The sequence below is a fragment of the Streptomyces fuscigenes genome, assembly GCF_021556455.1.
In the GTDB taxonomy this organism is placed as follows: Bacteria; Actinomycetota; Actinomycetes; order Streptomycetales; family Streptomycetaceae; genus Streptomyces; species Streptomyces fuscigenes.
On sequence record NZ_JAKGCV010000104.1, the window covers coordinates 1 to 14805 of the forward strand.

The 14805-nt window shown below is 73.6% G+C and carries 14 protein-coding genes and 1 pseudogene; 6 read left to right on the forward strand and 9 right to left on the reverse strand.

Annotated elements, in window-relative coordinates; genetic code table 11:
* Window positions 1-547 precede the first annotated feature (547 nt).
* The 7 genes and pseudogenes from L1885_RS11670 to L1885_RS11700 all read right to left on the reverse strand — a co-directional run.
* Window positions 548-1009 (reverse strand): annotated as a pseudogene (locus tag L1885_RS11670) (hypothetical protein); the annotation flags it as partial.
* Between the two features lie 305 nt (window positions 1010-1314).
* The gene (locus tag L1885_RS11675; protein ID WP_372481923.1) at window positions 1315-2760 is read right to left on the reverse strand and encodes an NAD(P)/FAD-dependent oxidoreductase; all 1446 of its coding nucleotides are present in this window, start codon (window positions 2758-2760) and stop codon (window positions 1315-1317) included.
* Between the two features lie 70 nt (window positions 2761-2830).
* Window positions 2831-3646: an ABC transporter permease gene (locus L1885_RS11680; RefSeq protein WP_235796996.1), complete on the reverse strand. Its 816-nt coding sequence runs from the start codon at window positions 3644-3646 to the stop codon at window positions 2831-2833.
* Window positions 3646-4578: an ABC transporter permease gene (locus L1885_RS11685; protein ID WP_235796997.1), complete on the reverse strand. Its 933-nt coding sequence runs from the start codon at window positions 4576-4578 to the stop codon at window positions 3646-3648. The genes L1885_RS11680 and L1885_RS11685 overlap by 1 nt, the downstream gene beginning before the upstream one ends.
* Entirely contained in the window at window positions 4575-5732 is a 1158-nt protein-coding gene (locus L1885_RS11690) for an ABC transporter ATP-binding protein (protein ID WP_235796998.1), read from the reverse strand. Before L1885_RS11690 ends, L1885_RS11685 begins: the two co-directional genes overlap by 4 nt.
* Before the next feature lie 112 nt (window positions 5733-5844).
* Window positions 5845-7092, reverse strand: coding sequence for an ABC transporter substrate-binding protein (locus L1885_RS11695; RefSeq protein ID WP_235796999.1), 1248 nt, complete (start codon window positions 7090-7092; stop codon window positions 5845-5847).
* A 26-nt stretch (window positions 7093-7118) separates the two neighbouring features.
* Complete coding sequence (locus L1885_RS11700; RefSeq protein ID WP_235797000.1) at window positions 7119-8636, reverse strand: gamma-aminobutyraldehyde dehydrogenase; 1518 nt, start codon at window positions 8634-8636, stop codon at window positions 7119-7121.
* Between the two features lie 173 nt (window positions 8637-8809).
* On the opposite strand from L1885_RS11700, the gene ybiA reads away from it, so the two are divergent.
* A complete protein-coding gene (ybiA, locus tag L1885_RS11705) occupies window positions 8810-9394 on the forward strand; it encodes a riboflavin biosynthesis intermediates N-glycosidase (protein WP_235797001.1) in 585 nt (194 codons plus the stop codon).
* A 170-nt stretch (window positions 9395-9564) separates the two neighbouring features.
* Here the strand turns inward: ybiA and L1885_RS11710 are convergent, their stop codons facing one another.
* A complete protein-coding gene (locus L1885_RS11710; RefSeq protein ID WP_235797002.1) occupies window positions 9565-10251 on the reverse strand; it encodes a DUF4190 domain-containing protein in 687 nt (228 codons plus the stop codon).
* 157 nt (window positions 10252-10408) lie between these two features.
* Between L1885_RS11710 and L1885_RS11715 the strand changes: the two genes are divergently transcribed.
* The 4 genes from L1885_RS11715 (at window position 10409) to L1885_RS11730 (ending at window position 13778) form a co-directional block, all read left to right on the forward strand.
* Window positions 10409-11434: an adenosine deaminase gene (locus L1885_RS11715; RefSeq protein ID WP_235797003.1), complete on the forward strand. Its 1026-nt coding sequence runs from the start codon at window positions 10409-10411 to the stop codon at window positions 11432-11434.
* Window positions 11431-12114 (forward strand): glycerophosphodiester phosphodiesterase, encoded by a 684-nt coding sequence (locus tag L1885_RS11720; protein ID WP_235797004.1) that lies wholly within the window; start codon window positions 11431-11433, stop codon window positions 12112-12114. Before L1885_RS11715 ends, L1885_RS11720 begins: the two co-directional genes overlap by 4 nt.
* A gap of 86 nt (window positions 12115-12200) precedes the next feature.
* Window positions 12201-12974 carry an SAM-dependent methyltransferase gene (locus tag L1885_RS11725; RefSeq protein WP_235797009.1) on the forward strand — a complete coding sequence of 258 codons (774 nt, stop codon included), beginning with the start codon at window positions 12201-12203 and terminating at the stop codon, window positions 12972-12974.
* A gap of 252 nt (window positions 12975-13226) precedes the next feature.
* The gene (locus L1885_RS11730) at window positions 13227-13778 is read left to right on the forward strand and encodes a hypothetical protein (protein WP_235797005.1); all 552 of its coding nucleotides are present in this window, start codon (window positions 13227-13229) and stop codon (window positions 13776-13778) included.
* Between the two features lie 119 nt (window positions 13779-13897).
* Here the strand turns inward: L1885_RS11730 and L1885_RS11735 are convergent, their stop codons facing one another.
* The gene (locus L1885_RS11735; RefSeq protein WP_235797006.1) at window positions 13898-14296 is read right to left on the reverse strand and encodes a VOC family protein; all 399 of its coding nucleotides are present in this window, start codon (window positions 14294-14296) and stop codon (window positions 13898-13900) included.
* Between the two features lie 112 nt (window positions 14297-14408).
* Here L1885_RS11735 and L1885_RS11740 point away from each other — a divergent pair.
* Window positions 14409-14805, forward strand: a 397-nt coding sequence (locus L1885_RS11740) for a helix-turn-helix transcriptional regulator (RefSeq protein ID WP_235797007.1), incomplete at its 3' end; no start/stop codon positions are given.

A 14805-nucleotide genomic window follows, 5' to 3' on the forward strand; every position in this document is an offset into this window, starting at 1 on the left:
GGGGGCCGCGGCCCGGGCGGCGGGGGCCGCCTGCGCCGTGTGCGACGCGGCCACGAGGCCGCCGGCCGTGAGCACGGCGGTCGCGAACGCCGCCGCGAGCCGGGTGTAGGGGGTGTGCCGCTGAGCGGGTTTCACGAATGCCTCCGGTGGGGGGAGTCGGCGGTGCCGCCGCGAGGGGCGATGGTGGGGTCTCGCGGTGCCGTCAAGATGGTCCAGACCAATTGCCTTGTCAAGACTCCTCGTCATCCCGGGCCCCCTCGCCAACCCGTTGCGCCTCTTGAGCCTCTTGAGCCTCTTGAGTCCCTTGAGCCCCTTGGACTCCATCGACTTCTCCGGCCTCACCGCCTCCCCCGGCCCCTCCAGCCCCAGCCCCAGCCCCAGCCGACACTCCGTCGTCCGGTCCGGCTCCCCCCTCACGGCACGCGACTCCCCCGGCTCCCCCCGCACCCCGGGCCGCCCCCCGGGATCCGCTCTCGTCCCAGGCCACACCCGCCACTCCGGCGTCGACCGCGCCACCCCAGGCCGCCTCCCCGGCCCGCGCGTCGCCCTCCCCTTCGACAAGCTCCGCCACCGCCTCGTGCATGGCCAGTTCCAGCACCGCGGGGTCGGTCAGGACCCCCGAGCCGTCCGGCGGCACGAGCCAGCGCATGCCCACCGCCTGCCGGCCGGGGCGGGGCACGACGATCCACGTGCCGCGGCCCGCTCCCCGCACGCCCGTGCCGAGCCACCGGGCAGCCGTTCCCGGCGGCACGAAGAAGCCCGTACGCCCCTCACCGGGGCCGGCGAGCACCGGACCCGGCCGGTCCACCAGCCGGCCGAGCACGTCGAGCGTGGGCCGGCCGAGCCCGGCCGGCAGGATGAGCACGTCCCAGCGGCGGCCCGCGGGCAGCAGGGCGACCCCGGCCGGATTGCGCTCCCATTCCCAGCGGCACGCCTGCGGGTCGGGCGCCGCCGCCGCGAGCCAGTCCACCGCGCTCCTCGCCCCCGAGGTCCCACCCGAATCAGCCATCCGTCCCGCCTCCCCTTCCCGGACGCCGCTGGTGCCGCGAGGTGCGCGGCGCCGGACGTCCCGTCCACAGGGGAGAGCGGGGCGGGGCCCGTTCATGACGCGGGTTGCGCCACCGATCCGGACGGATCCGACGTGATCTGGATCACATGACGCCGTGCCTGGTGGCAGCACAGCGGGGAGCCTCCGCGTCGCGCCGCGAGCGGGCCTGCCGCCTCCGCCGAAGGGGCGGGCGGGCCGCGTGCGTCACCCCCACGGGCCGAACGGCGGCCGAACGGCGGCCCGGCCCGCCGGCCCCGGCGCGCGTCTCAGCTGTCGAAGCCGAGGCCGAGCCGGTCCATCGTGCGCAGCCACAGGTTGCGCCGGCCGCCGGCCGCGTCGGCCCGCGCCATCGACCACTTGGTCAGGCCGATGCCCGCCCAGGCAGCCGGTTCGGGCGGGAACGGGAGCGGCTTGCGCCGCACCATCTCCAGCCGGGTGCGCCGCGTGGACTCGCCCGACAGCAGGTCGAGCATGACGTCGGCGCCGAACCGGGTCGCTCCGACGCCGAGTCCGGTGAAGCCCGCCGCGTAGGCGACGCGTCCCGCGTGCGCGGTGCCGAAGAACGCGGCGAAGCGGGTGCAGGTGTCGATCGCTCCGCCCCAGGCGTGGCTGAAGCGGACGCCCTCCAGCTGCGGGAAGCAGGTGAAGAAGTGTCCCGCGAGCTTGAGGAACGTCTCCGGGCGCTGGTCGCGGTCGGCGTCGAGCCGCCCGCCGTAGGGGTAGATCGCGTCGTAGCCGCCCCACAGGACGCGGTTGTCGGCGGTGAGGCGGAAGTAGTGGAACTGGTTGGCGCTGTCGCCGAGGCCCTGGCGGCCCCGCCAGCCGACGGACGCCAGTTGCGCGGGGGTGAGCGGTTCGGTCGTCAGCGCGTAGTCGTAGACGGGGACGGTGTACGGGCGCACGCGGCGCACCAGCGAGGGAAAGACGTTGGTGCCGAGGGCGACCCGTCGGGCGAGGATGCGGCCGTAGGGGGTGCGTACCGCCATGCCCGGCCCCGAGCGGGCGAGTTCGCGGCCGGGGGTGTTCTCGTAGATGCGGACGCCGAGGCCGAGGCAGGCGCGCTTCAGCCCCCAGGCGAGGGCCGCCGGGTCGACGAGGGCGACGCCGTGGCGGTCGAGGAGGCCGCCGAGGAAGGTCGGCGAGTCGACCTCGGCGCGGACGGCGTCGCGGTCGAGCAGTTCGTAGCCGGTGAGCCCGGCGCGGTCGGCCTGGTCCTTCAGCGCCCGCAGCTCGGTGAGCTGGTGGGGCGCGGTGGCGACGTCGATCTCCCCCGTGCGCTCGAAGCCGCAGTCGATGCCGTGGCGGGTGACGGCCTCCTCGATGGCGTCGAGGTTGCGCGCGCCCAGCTCCTCCAGGGTCTCCAGCTCGCCGGGCCAGCGGGCGAGGCCGTTGGGCAGGCCGTGGGTGAGCGACGCGGCGCAGAAGCCGCCGTTGCGGCCGGACGCGGCCCACGCGACCTCCCGGCCCTCGATGAGGACGACGTCCCGGCCGGGGTCGCGTTCCTTCGCGAGGAGCGCGGTCCACAGTCCGCTGTAGCCGCCGCCGACGACGAGCAGGTCGCAGTGCTCCCCACCGGTGAGGGCGGGGAGCGCGGCCGGTCTCGCGGGGGTGTCGAGCCAGTACGGCAGGGGCCGGGCGTCCGCGAGCGACCGCGCGGCGAGGGTGGCGGCCGCACGCGCGGCCGGTGCGGTGTCCATGGCTCCTGGGGCCATGCCTAACAACTCCTTCGGGCCCCGCCTGTGCGGGGCCGTCTGTGCGGGGCGGGGCGGCCCGCGGCCGGGGTCAGGACGCGGAGCCGGCCCTGGCCCGCCGGCCGCTGACGAGCTGGCCCGCGACGACGATCAGTACGGCGATGACGAACATTGCCGTGCCGATCACGTTGATCTGGACCGGCGTGCCGCGCTGGGCCGAACCCCACACGAACATGGGGAAGGTCACCGTGGAGCCGGCGTTGAAGTTGGTGATGATGAAGTCGTCGAACGACAGCGCGAACGACAGCAGCGCCCCCGCGGCGATGCCGGGTGCGGCGATCGGCAGCGTGACGCGCAGGAAGGTCTGCACGGGCCCCGCGTACAGGTCGCGCGCCGCCTCCTCCAGCCGCGGGTCCATCGACATGACGCGGGCCTTGACGGCGACGACGACGAAGCTCAGGCAGAACATGATGTGCGCGATGAGGATGGTCCAGAAGCCGAGCTGCGCGCCGAGGTTGAGGAAGAGGGTCAGCAGCGAGGCCGCCATGACGACCTCGGGCATCGCCATCGGCAGGAAGATCAGCGAGTTGACCGGGCCCCGGCCGTGGAAGCGGTAGCGCACCAGCGCGAACGCGATCATGGTGCCGAGTACGGTGGCGCCGATCGTCGCGTAGACGGCGATCTGCAGGGACAGCCCCAGGGAGCCGCACAGGCCCGCGGCCCCGCAGGGCGACTTCCACGCGTCGAGCGAGAAGTGGTTCCACGAGTAGTTGAAGCGGCCGGTGGGCTTGTTGAACGAGAACACCATCACGACGACGTTCGGCAGGATCATGTAGGCGAGCGTGAGCAGGCCCGCGATCACCACCAGGTGCCGTCGCGCCCGGCGCAGTGCGGTCAGCGGGTTCATCAGAGCAACTCCTCCGTCCCGGCCCGGCGGATGTAGTAGCTGACGACGAACAGCACGACCGCCATCAGGATGAACGACAGCGCCGCGGCCGCCGGATAGTCGAGCACGGTCAGGAACTGCGACTGGATGACGCTGCCGATCATCTTCGTGTCGGCGGAGCCCAGCAGCTGCGCGTTGACGTAGTCGCCGCTGGACGGGATGAACGTGAGCAGGGTGCCGGAGACGACGCCGGGCAGCGACATGGGGAAGGTCACCTTGCGGAACGTGGTCCAGGGCGTCGCGTAGAGGTCGCCCGCGGCCTCGTGCAGGCGGTGGTCGATGCGCTCCAGCGAGGTGTAGAGCGGCAGGATCATGAAGGGCAGGAAGTTGTAGGTCAGGCCGGTGACGACGGCGAGAGGGGTGGCCAGCAGCCGGTCGCCGCTGGTCCAGCCGAGGACGTCGGTCAGGTCGAGGACGTGCAGGGCGTTCAGGGCGTGCACCACCGGCCCGCCGTCGGCCAGGATCGTCTTCCAGGCGAGCGTGCGGATCAGGAAGCTCGTGAAGAACGGCGCGATGACGAGGACGAGCAGGATGTTGCGGTGGCGCCCGGCCCGGAAGGCGATGAGGTACGCCAGCGGGTAGCCGACGACGAGGCAGAGCAGGGTCGCGACGGCGGCGTACAGCAGGGAGCGCAGGAACTGCGGGTAGTACTGCTGGAGCACGTCCCAGTAGGTCTGAACGTGCCACGTGACGCGGAAGCTGTTCTCCAGCGATCCGGTCTGCACGGACGTGGACGCCTGGTAGACGAGCGGCACCACGAAGAAGATGATCAGCCACAGGATGCCGGGCAGGAGCAGCCAGTACGGCACGAGCCGCTTGCGGCGGGGCGCCGGGCGCGGCTTCGGCTCCCCGGCCGCCGGGGGCGCGGCGGGCCGCGCCGCGGTGGCGGTCATGCGGCCTCTCCCTCTCCGGCGGAGCGGTCCTGGTCGGCGCCGAGGCCGAAGGTGTGCTCGGGGTTCCAGTGCAGGACGACGTCCGCGCCGGGCACGAGCCGCGCGTCCCGTTCGATGTTCTGCGCGTACACCGCGAGGTCGGGGCAGACCGGGCTGTGCACGACGTACTGCGTGGAGACGCCGATGAAGCTGGTGTCGGCGATGCGGCCGGGGACGCGGTTGCGCCCCTCGGGTATCGCGCCGGCGTCGTCGGCGTGGGTGAGGGTGATCTTCTCGGGGCGTATGCCGACGAGAACCTTCCCACCCGCGGCCGTCCCCGTCGAGCAGCGGTCACGGGGCAGCATGAGCTTGCAGCCCCCGCCGCCGGAGACGGTGAGGCCGGCGCCGTCCGTGCCGAGGATCTCCGTCTCGATGAGGTTGGAGGTGCCGAGGAAGTTCGCGACGAACGTCGTGCGCGGGTTCTCGTACAGCTCGCCGGGGCTGCCCAGTTGCTCGACGCGGCCCGCGTTCATCACCGCGATGGTGTCGGCCATGGTCATGGCCTCCTCCTGGTCGTGGGTGACGTGGATGAAGGTGACGCCGACCTCGGTCTGGATGCGCTTGAGTTCGAGCTGCATCTGCCTGCGCAGTTTGAGGTCGAGGGCGCCGAGCGGCTCGTCGAGCAGCAGCACCTGGGGGCGGTTGATGAGCGCGCGGGCGACGGCGACGCGCTGCTGCTGGCCGCCGGAGAGCTGCTGCGGCTTGCGCCGGGCGTGGTCGCCGAGCTGGACGAGGTCGAGCATCTCGCCGACCTGCTTCTTCACCGACTTGATGCCGCGTCGGCGCAGCCCGAACGCCACGTTCTCGAAGATGTCGAGGTGCGGGAAGAGGGCGTAGCTCTGGAAGACGGTGTTGACGGGCCTCTTGTGGGGAGGCAGGTCGGTGACGTCGCGGTCCCCGAGGAAGACCGTGCCGGTGGTCGGGTCCTCCAGGCCGGCGATCATGCGCAGGGTCGTCGTCTTCCCGCAGCCGGACGCGCCCAGGAGCGCGAAGAACGTGCCCTGCGGCACGGTGAGGTCGAGCGGCTCGACGGCGCGGAAGGAGCCGTACTTCTTGCTGATCCCGGCGAGGCGGACGTCGCCGCCGGCCGGGCCGGTGGATGCGGTCTCTGTCATCGGAGGCAGTCCCGGGGGCTAGAGGGATGTGGCGGGGGCGTCGGCGGGCGGGCCGGGCGCCGCGGCGGGCGGCGGTCCCGGCGCGGGCGGGCGCGGGGACGCGGGAGGGGTGCTACGCGCCGATGAGCCGGGAGAACTTCTGCTCCAGCGCCGAGTCCTCCTTGTTGCTCAGGGAGCGGAAGGAGTGCGAGGCGGCCTGCATCGCCGCGTCCGGGATGATCAGCACGTTGTTCGCCGCGTCCTTGTCGAGCTTGGCGAGTTCGGGCTTCACGTGGTCGCAGGGGCAGACGTAGTTGATGTACGCGGCGAGCCTGGCCGCGGCGGGCGGCTCGTAGTAGTAGTCCATCAGCCGTTCGGCGTTGGCCCGGTGCCGGGACTTGGCGGGGACCATCATGTTGTCGCTGGAGATCATGTAGCCGGCCTTCGGGACGGCGTACTTGATGTCCGGGTTCTCCGACTGGAGCTGCACGATGTCGCCGGCCCACGCGACGCACGCGGCGATGTCGCCCTTGTCGAGGTCGGAGGTGTAGTCGTTGCCGGCGAAGCGGCGTATCTGGTGGCTGTCGACGCCCTTCTGCAGCCGGGCGATCGCAGCGTCGTAGTCGTCGGTGGTGAACGTCTCGGGCGTCTTGCCCATGTCGAGCAGCGTCATCCCCATGGTGTCGCGCATCTCCGTGAGGAAGGCGACGCGGCCCTTGAGCTTCGGGTCGTCGAGGAGCTGCGAGACGGAGTCGACCTTGCGGCCGCCGGTGGCCTTGGCGTTGTAGGCGATGACGGTGGGGATGCCGGCCCACGGGTAGGAGTGCGCGCGGCCCGGGTCCCAGTCGGGGCTGCGGAACGCGTCGATGAGGTTGGCGTAGGCGTGCGGCATGAGGGACGCGTCGAGGGTCTGCGCCCAGCCCAGGTCGATGATGCGGCCGGCGAGCCAGTCCGTGAGCACGATGATGTCGCGGCCGATGTCCTGTCCGGCGGCGAGCTGTGGCTGGATCTTGCCGAAGAACTCGTTGTTGTCGTTGATGTCGGTGTTGTAGGTGACCTTGATGCCGGTGCGCTTCGTGAACGCCTCCAGCGTCGGGTAGTGCTTGCCGTCGTCGGTGACGTCCATGTACTCGGTCCAGTTGGAGAAGACGACCGTCTTTTCCCTGGCCGAGTAGTCGGGGTCGCCGCCGCCCTTGGTGTCCTTCTTCGCGGCCGGGATGCCGCAGCCGGTGAGCGCGGCGAAGGACGCGAAGGACAGGGCGCCGAGTCCGCCCGCCCGCAGCAGCGAGCGGCGGGTGAGGGCGCCCCTGCCGGTGGTGAGGTGCCGCTGTATCGCCGCGAGCTGGACGGCCGTCAGGCCCTCCGGTCCGTCGTGTGCCATGGGCTTCGCCCTCTCCGGTGTCGGTGTCACGTGCGGTTCCCGAAGATCGTGCGGTGCCAGTCCTTCCGTGCCACCGCGGTGTTGTCGTACATGACGTGCTTGACCTGGGTGTACTCCTCGAACGAGTACGCCGACATGTCCTTGCCCCAGCCGCTGTGCCCGAAGCCGCCGTGGGGCATCTCGCTGACGATCGGGATGTGGTCGTTGACCCAGACGCAGCCGGCCTTGATCTCGCGGGTGGCGCGGCCGGTGCGGTAGACGTCCCGGCTCCAGACGGAGGCGGCGAGACCGTAGGGGGTGTCGTTGGCGAGGGCGATGCCCTCGTCGTCGGTGTCGAAGGGCACGACGGCGAGGACCGGGCCGAAGATCTCCTCGCGGACGATCTCGCTGCCCTGGGCGGCGTCCGCGATCAGGGTGGGCCGGTAGTACGCGCCGCGCGCGAGCGCCCCGCCGGGCGCCTCGCCACCGGTGACGACCCGGGCGTACGCGCGCGCCCGGTCGACGAAGCCGGCGACGCGGTCGCGCTGCGCGTGCGAGACGAGCGGGCCGAGGTCGGTGTCCTCGTCGAAGGGGTCCCCGAGGCGCACGGCGGCCATGAGGTCGGCGACGGCCGCGACGAAGTCGTCGTACAGCGGGCGCTGCACGTAGGCGCGGGTGGCCGCCGTGCAGTCCTGCCCGGTGTTGATGAGGGCGCCGGCGACGGCACCGTGCGCGGCGGCCTCGGGATCGGCGTCGTCGAACACGAGGAAGGGCGCCTTGCCGCCGAGTTCGAGGTGCAGGCGGGTGACGTTCGCGGTGGCGAGCCGTGCGACGCGCCTGCCGACGGCCGTGGAGCCGGTGAAGGACGTCATGGCCAGGCCGGGGTGGCCGACGAGGTGCTCGCCGGCGTCCCGCCCCGCGCCGCTGACGACGTTGATCACGCCGTCGGGGATGCCCGCCTCCCGCGCGGCCGAGGCGAACATAAGCGAGGTGAAGGGGGTGATCTCGGCGGGCTTGAGCACGACGGTGTTGCCCGCGGCGACGGCAGGAAGGATTTTCCACGCGGCCATCTGCAGGGGGTAGTTCCAGGGCGCGACGGACCCGACGACGCCGATGGGCTCCCTGCGTACGTACGAGGTGTGGTCGGCGCTGTACTCGCCGGCCGCGGTGCCCTGGAGGTGGCGCGCGGCGCCCGCGAAGAACGCGGCGTTGTCGACGGTGCCCGGCACGTCGAACCCGGCGGAGAGCTTGAGCGGCTTGCCGCACTGGAGGGACTCGGCCTCGGCGAACTCGCCGGCGCGCGCCGCGAGGACGCCGGCCAGGCGGTGCAGCGCGTCGGACCGTTCGCCGGGCGTGGCGCGGGCCCAGGCCGGGAACGCGGCGGCGGCCGCGGCGACCGCGGTGTCCACGTCGGCCGCGGAGGCGAGTTCGTAGGTGAGCAGGCGCTCGCCATTGGCCGGGTCCACCACGTCCTGGGTGCGGCCCGAGGTTCCGGGCACGAGCCGGCCGCCGATGAACTGCGCGCCGTCCGCGAAGCACTTGTCCGCCTGGAAGCGGTCACCCATGACGTTCTCCGTTGTCCCAGCTCCGATTGAGTGACGATCCTGGCAGAGCATCGGCCATGCAACAAGGGATTCCGTTGTTTCCATTTGGTTACGCAACGGAATCGGTCGACCACGGTATCCGCAGGTCCGGGGCCCGCCGCCGTGCGCGGCGCGGGCTGCCAGACTCGCTCCCCATGGAACGAGGCATCCGAGGCATCAGGGACGCGGCGGATCTCGTCGAGCGCGTGCGGCGCGGCGAGCGGGTGAAGTATCTCCCGTTCTGGGGCCACACGCCCCGCCCGGACGGGACGTTGTCGGCGAGCTGTCTCAGCCAGTGGTGGCCGGCGCGCTTCAGCGTGGGCGGTGTCGCGTACGCGAGCGCGGAGCACTGGATGATGGCGGGCAAGGCGCGGCTGTTCGGCGACGCGGACGCGGAGCGCGCGGTCCTCGCGGCCGGCCATCCGTCCGTCGCGAAGAAGGCGGGGCGCCTCGTGCGCGGCTTCGACGAGGAGGTCTGGCGCCGGGAGCGGTTCGCGCTCGTCACGGACGGCAGCGTGCACAAGTTCGGCCAGGACCCCGCGCTGCGGGCGTTCCTGCTGGCGACCGGCGACCGCGTCCTGGTGGAGGCGAGTCCCCTGGACCGCGTCTGGGGCATCGGCCTGGCGGCGGACGACGAGCGGGCGTCGGACCCGGCCCGGTGGCGCGGCGAGAACCTGCTGGGCTTCGCCCTGATGGAGGCGAGGACGAGGCTGTCGCGCGGCGGCGACGGCAGGGGCTGACCGGCCCGCGGTGCCGCCGCCGCGGGAGGCCGCCACGTCCCGTCACCGCCCGCGGCGGGCGGCGCAGGAGCGCGGGGACGACGCCGGTCCGCCGAGTCGACGTGCCCGGGAGGCGCTCCCGGCCGAGGCGGTGCGGGCGCGGCGGACCTGCCCGCCGCGCCCCGTGCGGGTCAGTGGTCGACGACCAGCGAGGTGGCGAACGGGTCGCCGTCGTCGAACGGCGTGTCCTTCGAGTCGTGTACGCCGATGACGATCGCGACGACGATGAAGGCGACCACCAGCAGCCCGATGACGGCGCCGATCCAGCCCATGATCAGGCCGGCGGTCGCCGCACCGCGGTTGTTCGCCTCGCCGTTGTCGGCCTTGCGCCGCCCCTTGATGCCGAAGACGATCGCCAGGATGCCGGTGATGATGCCGACGACGCCGTACAGGCAGAAGCCGACGACGGAGACGATGCCCAGCACCAGGGCCGCGGTGCCCATGCCGTTGGCGGGCGCCGGCGCGCCGTTCCATCCCTGCCCCGGATAGGGCGCGGGCCCCGCCGGGTACTGGGGGAACCCGTAGCCGGGCGTCCCGGCGCCGGAGTACGGGCCGGCGGCCGGCGGGGGCGGGGTGGGGGCCTGCGAGGGGTAGCCGTAGGGGCCGGGCGCGGGCGGCGGCGGGGGCACCGGGCCGGGTGCCGCGCCGCCGAGGTCCGTCACCGTGGGCTGCGCGTCCAGGGGGCGGTTGGGCGGTACGCCCGGCTGTCCCTGCTGCGGCACGCCGGACGGCTTGTCCAGGGACGGCCGGTGCTCGGGCGGCGCCCAAGGATCGCCCGGCTGCCCGCCGGCCGGCTGCGGCCCGTTCTGCTCTGACATCGCGCTCCCCCATCGTGAGAGCAGACATGCTACGGCCTCCCCGCCGGGCCCGGCCTCGCCGGGTTCCGGCCTCCTCGTCGGCCTACGATGATCCGTCGATGCCCGGGAAGCGGCCGCCGAACGCCCGGCCCGCCCGAGCCGATCCGCTGGAGGAGTCATGACCGATCTGCACCCGTTCATCGCGGGGCTTCCCAAGGCCGAGCTGCATGTCCACCATGTCGGCTCGGCCTCGCCGCGCATCGTGGCCGAACTCTCCGCCCGGCACGCGGACTCCAAGGTGCCGACCGATCCCGACGCGCTCGCCGACTACTTCACGTTCACCGACTTCGCGCACTTCATCGAGGTGTACCTGTCGGTGGTCGACCTGATCCGCAGCCCGGACGACGTCCGCCTGCTGACGTTCGAGATCGCCCGGGACATGGCCCGGCAGAACATCCGCTACGCGGAGCTGACGGTCACCCCCTACAGCTCGACCCGGCGCGGCATCCCCGAGCAGGCCTTCATGGAGGCCCTGGAGGACGCCCGCAAGTCCGCCGAGTCCGAACTCGGCGTCGTGCTGCGGTGGATCTTCGACATCCCGGGCGAGGCGGGACTCGAGTCGGCGGAGGAGACCGCGCACCTGGCGGTGGACCTGCGGCCGGAGGGACTGATCGGCTTCGGGCTCGGCGGGCCGGAGATCGGCGTGCCGCGACCGCAGTTCAAGCCCTATTTCGACAGGGCGATCGCCGCGGGCCTGCACTCCGTGCCGCACGCCGGCGAGACCACAGGACCCGGCACGGTGTGGGACGCGCTGCGGGACCTGCGGGCCGAGCGGATCGGCCACGGCACCAGCTCCGTGCAGGACCCGGCGCTGCTCGCGCACCTGGCGGAGCAACGGATCGCGCTGGAGGTCTGCCCGACGTCCAACGTCGCCACGCGCGCGGTGGCCACGCTCGACGAGCACCCCGTCGCCAGGATGGTGGAGGCCGGCGTCCTCGTGACCATCGGCAGCGACGATCCGCCGATGTTCGGCACGGACCTCAACCAGGAGTACGGGGTGGCGGCCCGGCTGCTCGGGCTCGACGAGCGGGGCCTGGCCGGCCTGGCGAAGAACGGCGTCGAGGCCTCCTTCCTCGATCCGGCGGGCAAGAGGCGCCTCGCCGGCGAGATCGACGCCTACACCGACGCCTGGCTCGCCCGGTGAACCGGCGCGACGTCGTCGCGGTGGCGCACCGCGGCGACCCCTACCGGGAGCGCGAGAACACCCTCGCCTCGATCCTGTCCGCCGTCTCCCGCGGCGCGGGCGCCGTGGAGACGGACGTGCGGCTGACCGGGGACGGGGTGCCCGTCCTGCTGCACGACTCCTCCCTCGAACGCCTGTGGGGACACCCGCGCGCGCTCGCCGACGTCACGGCGGCCCAGCTCGCCGAGCTGACCGGCGGCGGAGTCCCGACGCTGCGCGAGGCCCTGGACGCGACCGGCTGCCGCCTCCAGCTGGACCTGCCCGGTGCCACGCCGGCCGCCGTGCGCACGATGGTGGGCGTCGTGCGGGACTGCGGGGCGAGCGAGCGCGTGTACTGGACGGGCGCGCCCTCCACGATGCTCGCGGTGCGCGCGGCGGAACCCGGCGCGGAGATCGCGATGACGTGGAAGAGCGTCGCGCCGCCGCTGCCGTCGCTGCTGGCGGCGGTGCGCCCGCGCTGGGTCAACTACCGCTTCGCGCTCGCCACCGGCGAGGTGATCGCGCGCGGCCACCGCGACGGCGTGCTGGTGTCGGCCTGGACGGTCGACACGGCCCGCACGATGCGGCGGCTGCTGCGCTCGGGCATCGACGCGCTGACCACCAACAGGATCGACGTCCTGGTGCGGTTGCTGGCAGGCTGACCGGCCTGGACGGCGGCGCGGGAGGAGCGGACGTGGGCGGCGACGGTACGGAACGCGGCGACGGCGGCGGAGCGCCCGCGGGCAGGATGGCCGGGGACCTCGCGCACAACGCGCGGGTGTGGAACCACTGGCTGGGCGGCACGGACAACTACCCCGTCGACCGGGCCGTCGGCGACCGCATCACCGCGATGTATCCGAGCATCGGCGAGGTGGCACGCGCGGACCGGGCGTTCCTCGGCCGCGCCGTGACCCACCTGGCGGGCGCGGAGGGGGTGCGGCAGTTCCTCGACCTCGGCGCCGGGCTGCCCACCGCCGACAACACCCACGAGGTGGCGCAGCGCGTCGCCCCCGACGCGCGGATCGTCTACGTCGACAAGGACCCCACGGTCCTGGCGCACGCGCGGGTGCTGCTGAGCAGTTCGCCGGCGGGGCAGACCGAGTACCTGGACGCGGACGTGCGCGACCCGGACGCGATCCTGTCCCGCCTCGGGCGGACGCTCGACCTCGGCGCCCCGGTCGCCGTGATGATGCTCGGCATCCTCAACTTCGTCCCGGACACGGCCGAGGCGCGCTCGCTCGTGCGCCGCTACGTCGGCGCGACGGCGCCGGGCAGCCACCTCGTGCTGACCCACCCGACGCTGGAGCTCGGCGGCTCGGCCAACGAGGAGGCCATGGCCTTCTGGAACGAGAACGCGACGCCGCGGATCACGGCGCGCTCCCGGGCCGAGATCGCCTCCGTCGTCGAGGGCCTGGAGATCTCGGAGCCGGGCATCGTCTCCTGCTCGCGCTGGCGGCCGGATCCGGGCTCCGCCCGGGGCCCGGAGGTCGCCCAGTACGGGCTGGTCGCCCGCAAGCCGTAGGGCGCTCCGGCGCGCCGCGACAGCACGGGGCGCGCTGACGCGGGGTGCGCGGGCGGGTGCGCGCACCGGGCGTCCCGCCTCCCCGGTCATCCCGCCCCGGTCATCGTGCGTGACGACGGGCGGGCGCGGGCCGGGTTTTTTCGGGCCTTACGCGGCAACGCCCGCGGCGCCCGCCGCGCGGGAGCGGCGTGCCCGTGGACGGGCCCGGCCCGCGCCCGCGGGCCGGGCCCGGGCGGCCGGTAGCCTGCTGGCGTGATCGAGACCCTCGCCTGGATCGGCGCAGCCGTCGTCCTCCTCATCGCCTTCGGCCTCTACCTGAGTTGGACCGCCGGCCGGCTCGACCGGCTGCACGCCCGGATCGACGCCACGCGCGCGTCGCTCGACGCGACGCTGCTGCGCCGGGCCTCCGTCGCGCAGGAGGTCGCCACCTCCGGGGTGCTCGACCCGGCCGCGTCCATCGTGCTGTACGAGGCGGCCCACGCGGCGCGCCAGGCCGAGGAGGAGCACCGCGAGGTCGCCGAGAGCGAGCTCAGCCAGGCGCTGCGCGCCGTGTTCGGGGAGCCCGCTCAGGTCGAGGCCGTGCGCCGGGCCCCCGGCGGGGTGGAGGCTGCCGACGAACTCGGCGCGGCCGTACGGCGCGTGCCGATGGCGCGCCGCTTCTACAACGATGCGGTGCGCGCGGCGCGGGCGCTGCGCAGGCACCGCAAGGTGCGCTGGTTCCGCCTGGCCGGACACGCGCCGAGGCCCCTCGCCTTCGAGATGGACGACGAGGCGCCGGTCGCACTCGCGGACCGGGTCGCGTAGCCCCGGCCCGTGCAACTGCCCTTCCCTGGAAGGCACTTCGGACCTCGCCCGACGTGGGGGCCCGGGCCGTCGGCTTCGCGCCCCGGCGGCGCCCGGCCGCCTGCTCGGGTGCCCGGGCCTCAGCGGGCGAGCCTGCTCAGCGCCTCCGCCGTGACGGGCGTGAAGAGGTTGACCAGGTTCCCGTCGGGGTCCCGCAGGAGGAGCGAGCGGTTGCCCCACGGCATCGTGGTCGGCTCCTGGACGACGGTGCGGCCGAGGTCCGCCAGGCGGCGGTGCTCGGCATCGGTGTCGGCGACCCGGAACTCGAGGATCGCCGAGTGGTTGTCCGCCGGCCGGGCGCAGCCCTCCGCGAACAGGCCGAGGGTGCGCTCGCTCGCCACCGCCAGCGTGCACGACGGGGTGACGAGCTCCGCGAAGTCGGGGGTGGCCCAGCGCGCCGGGGTCCCCGTGACGTCCTCGTAGAACGCGACGAGGCGCGGCACGTCGCGGGTGATGACACGGATCGAGACGAAGTCCATGGTGCGTACCTCCAGAGAGCCGGCCGGTGAACGGGCCGGGTGAACGGATGTCTCGAACGCTAGGGCCAATACCGGGCGGAAATCGCCCGGTATACGCGGCACACTTGCCCCTGTGACGACGTCGACGACCCGGGTGCTGGCCCTGCTGGAGATCCTCCAGGGCGGCGGCGTGCACACCGTGCCCGGCCTGGCCGCCCGCCTCGAGGTCGACGAGCGCACCGTGCGGCGCTACGTGCGCCACCTGCTGGACCTCGGGGTGCCGGTGGACGGCCTGCGCGGGCGCTACGGCGGTTACCGGATCGCCCCCGGCCACCGGATGCCGCCGCTGATGCTCACGGACGAGGAGGCCGTCGCCGTCCTCGTCGGGCTGCGGGCGGAGGCCGGGCGGGACCCCGCGGCCTCGCCCGCCGGCAGCGCCGCCGCGAAGCTGCGCAGGGTCCTGCCCCGGCCGCTGCGCCGCCGGCTCGACGCACTCCTGGAGGCGGCCGACTTCACCGCCGGGCCCAGGC

Coding starts and splice junctions, on each gene's coding strand:
- L1885_RS11715 (WP_235797003.1), top strand. CDS start 10,409: ATGACCGATCTGCACCCGTTCATCGCGGGGCTTCCCAAGGCCGAGCTG.
- ybiA (WP_235797001.1), top strand. CDS start 8,810: ATGGAACGAGGCATCCGAGGCATCAGGGACGCGGCGGATCTCGTCGAG.
- L1885_RS11710 (WP_235797002.1), bottom strand. CDS start 10,251: ATGTCAGAGCAGAACGGGCCGCAGCCGGCCGGCGGGCAGCCGGGCGAT.
- L1885_RS11735 (WP_235797006.1), bottom strand. CDS start 14,296: ATGGACTTCGTCTCGATCCGTGTCATCACCCGCGACGTGCCGCGCCTC.
- L1885_RS11690 (WP_235796998.1), bottom strand. CDS start 5,732: ATGACAGAGACCGCATCCACCGGCCCGGCCGGCGGCGACGTCCGCCTC.
- L1885_RS11700 (WP_235797000.1), bottom strand. CDS start 8,636: ATGGGTGACCGCTTCCAGGCGGACAAGTGCTTCGCGGACGGCGCGCAG.
- L1885_RS11725 (WP_235797009.1), top strand. CDS start 12,201: ATGGCCGGGGACCTCGCGCACAACGCGCGGGTGTGGAACCACTGGCTG.
- L1885_RS11680 (WP_235796996.1), bottom strand. CDS start 3,646: ATGAACCCGCTGACCGCACTGCGCCGGGCGCGACGGCACCTGGTGGTG.
- L1885_RS11675 (WP_372481923.1), bottom strand. CDS start 2,760: ATGGCCCCAGGAGCCATGGACACCGCACCGGCCGCGCGTGCGGCCGCC.
- L1885_RS11685 (WP_235796997.1), bottom strand. CDS start 4,578: ATGACCGCCACCGCGGCGCGGCCCGCCGCGCCCCCGGCGGCCGGGGAG.
- L1885_RS11695 (WP_235796999.1), bottom strand. CDS start 7,092: ATGGCACACGACGGACCGGAGGGCCTGACGGCCGTCCAGCTCGCGGCG.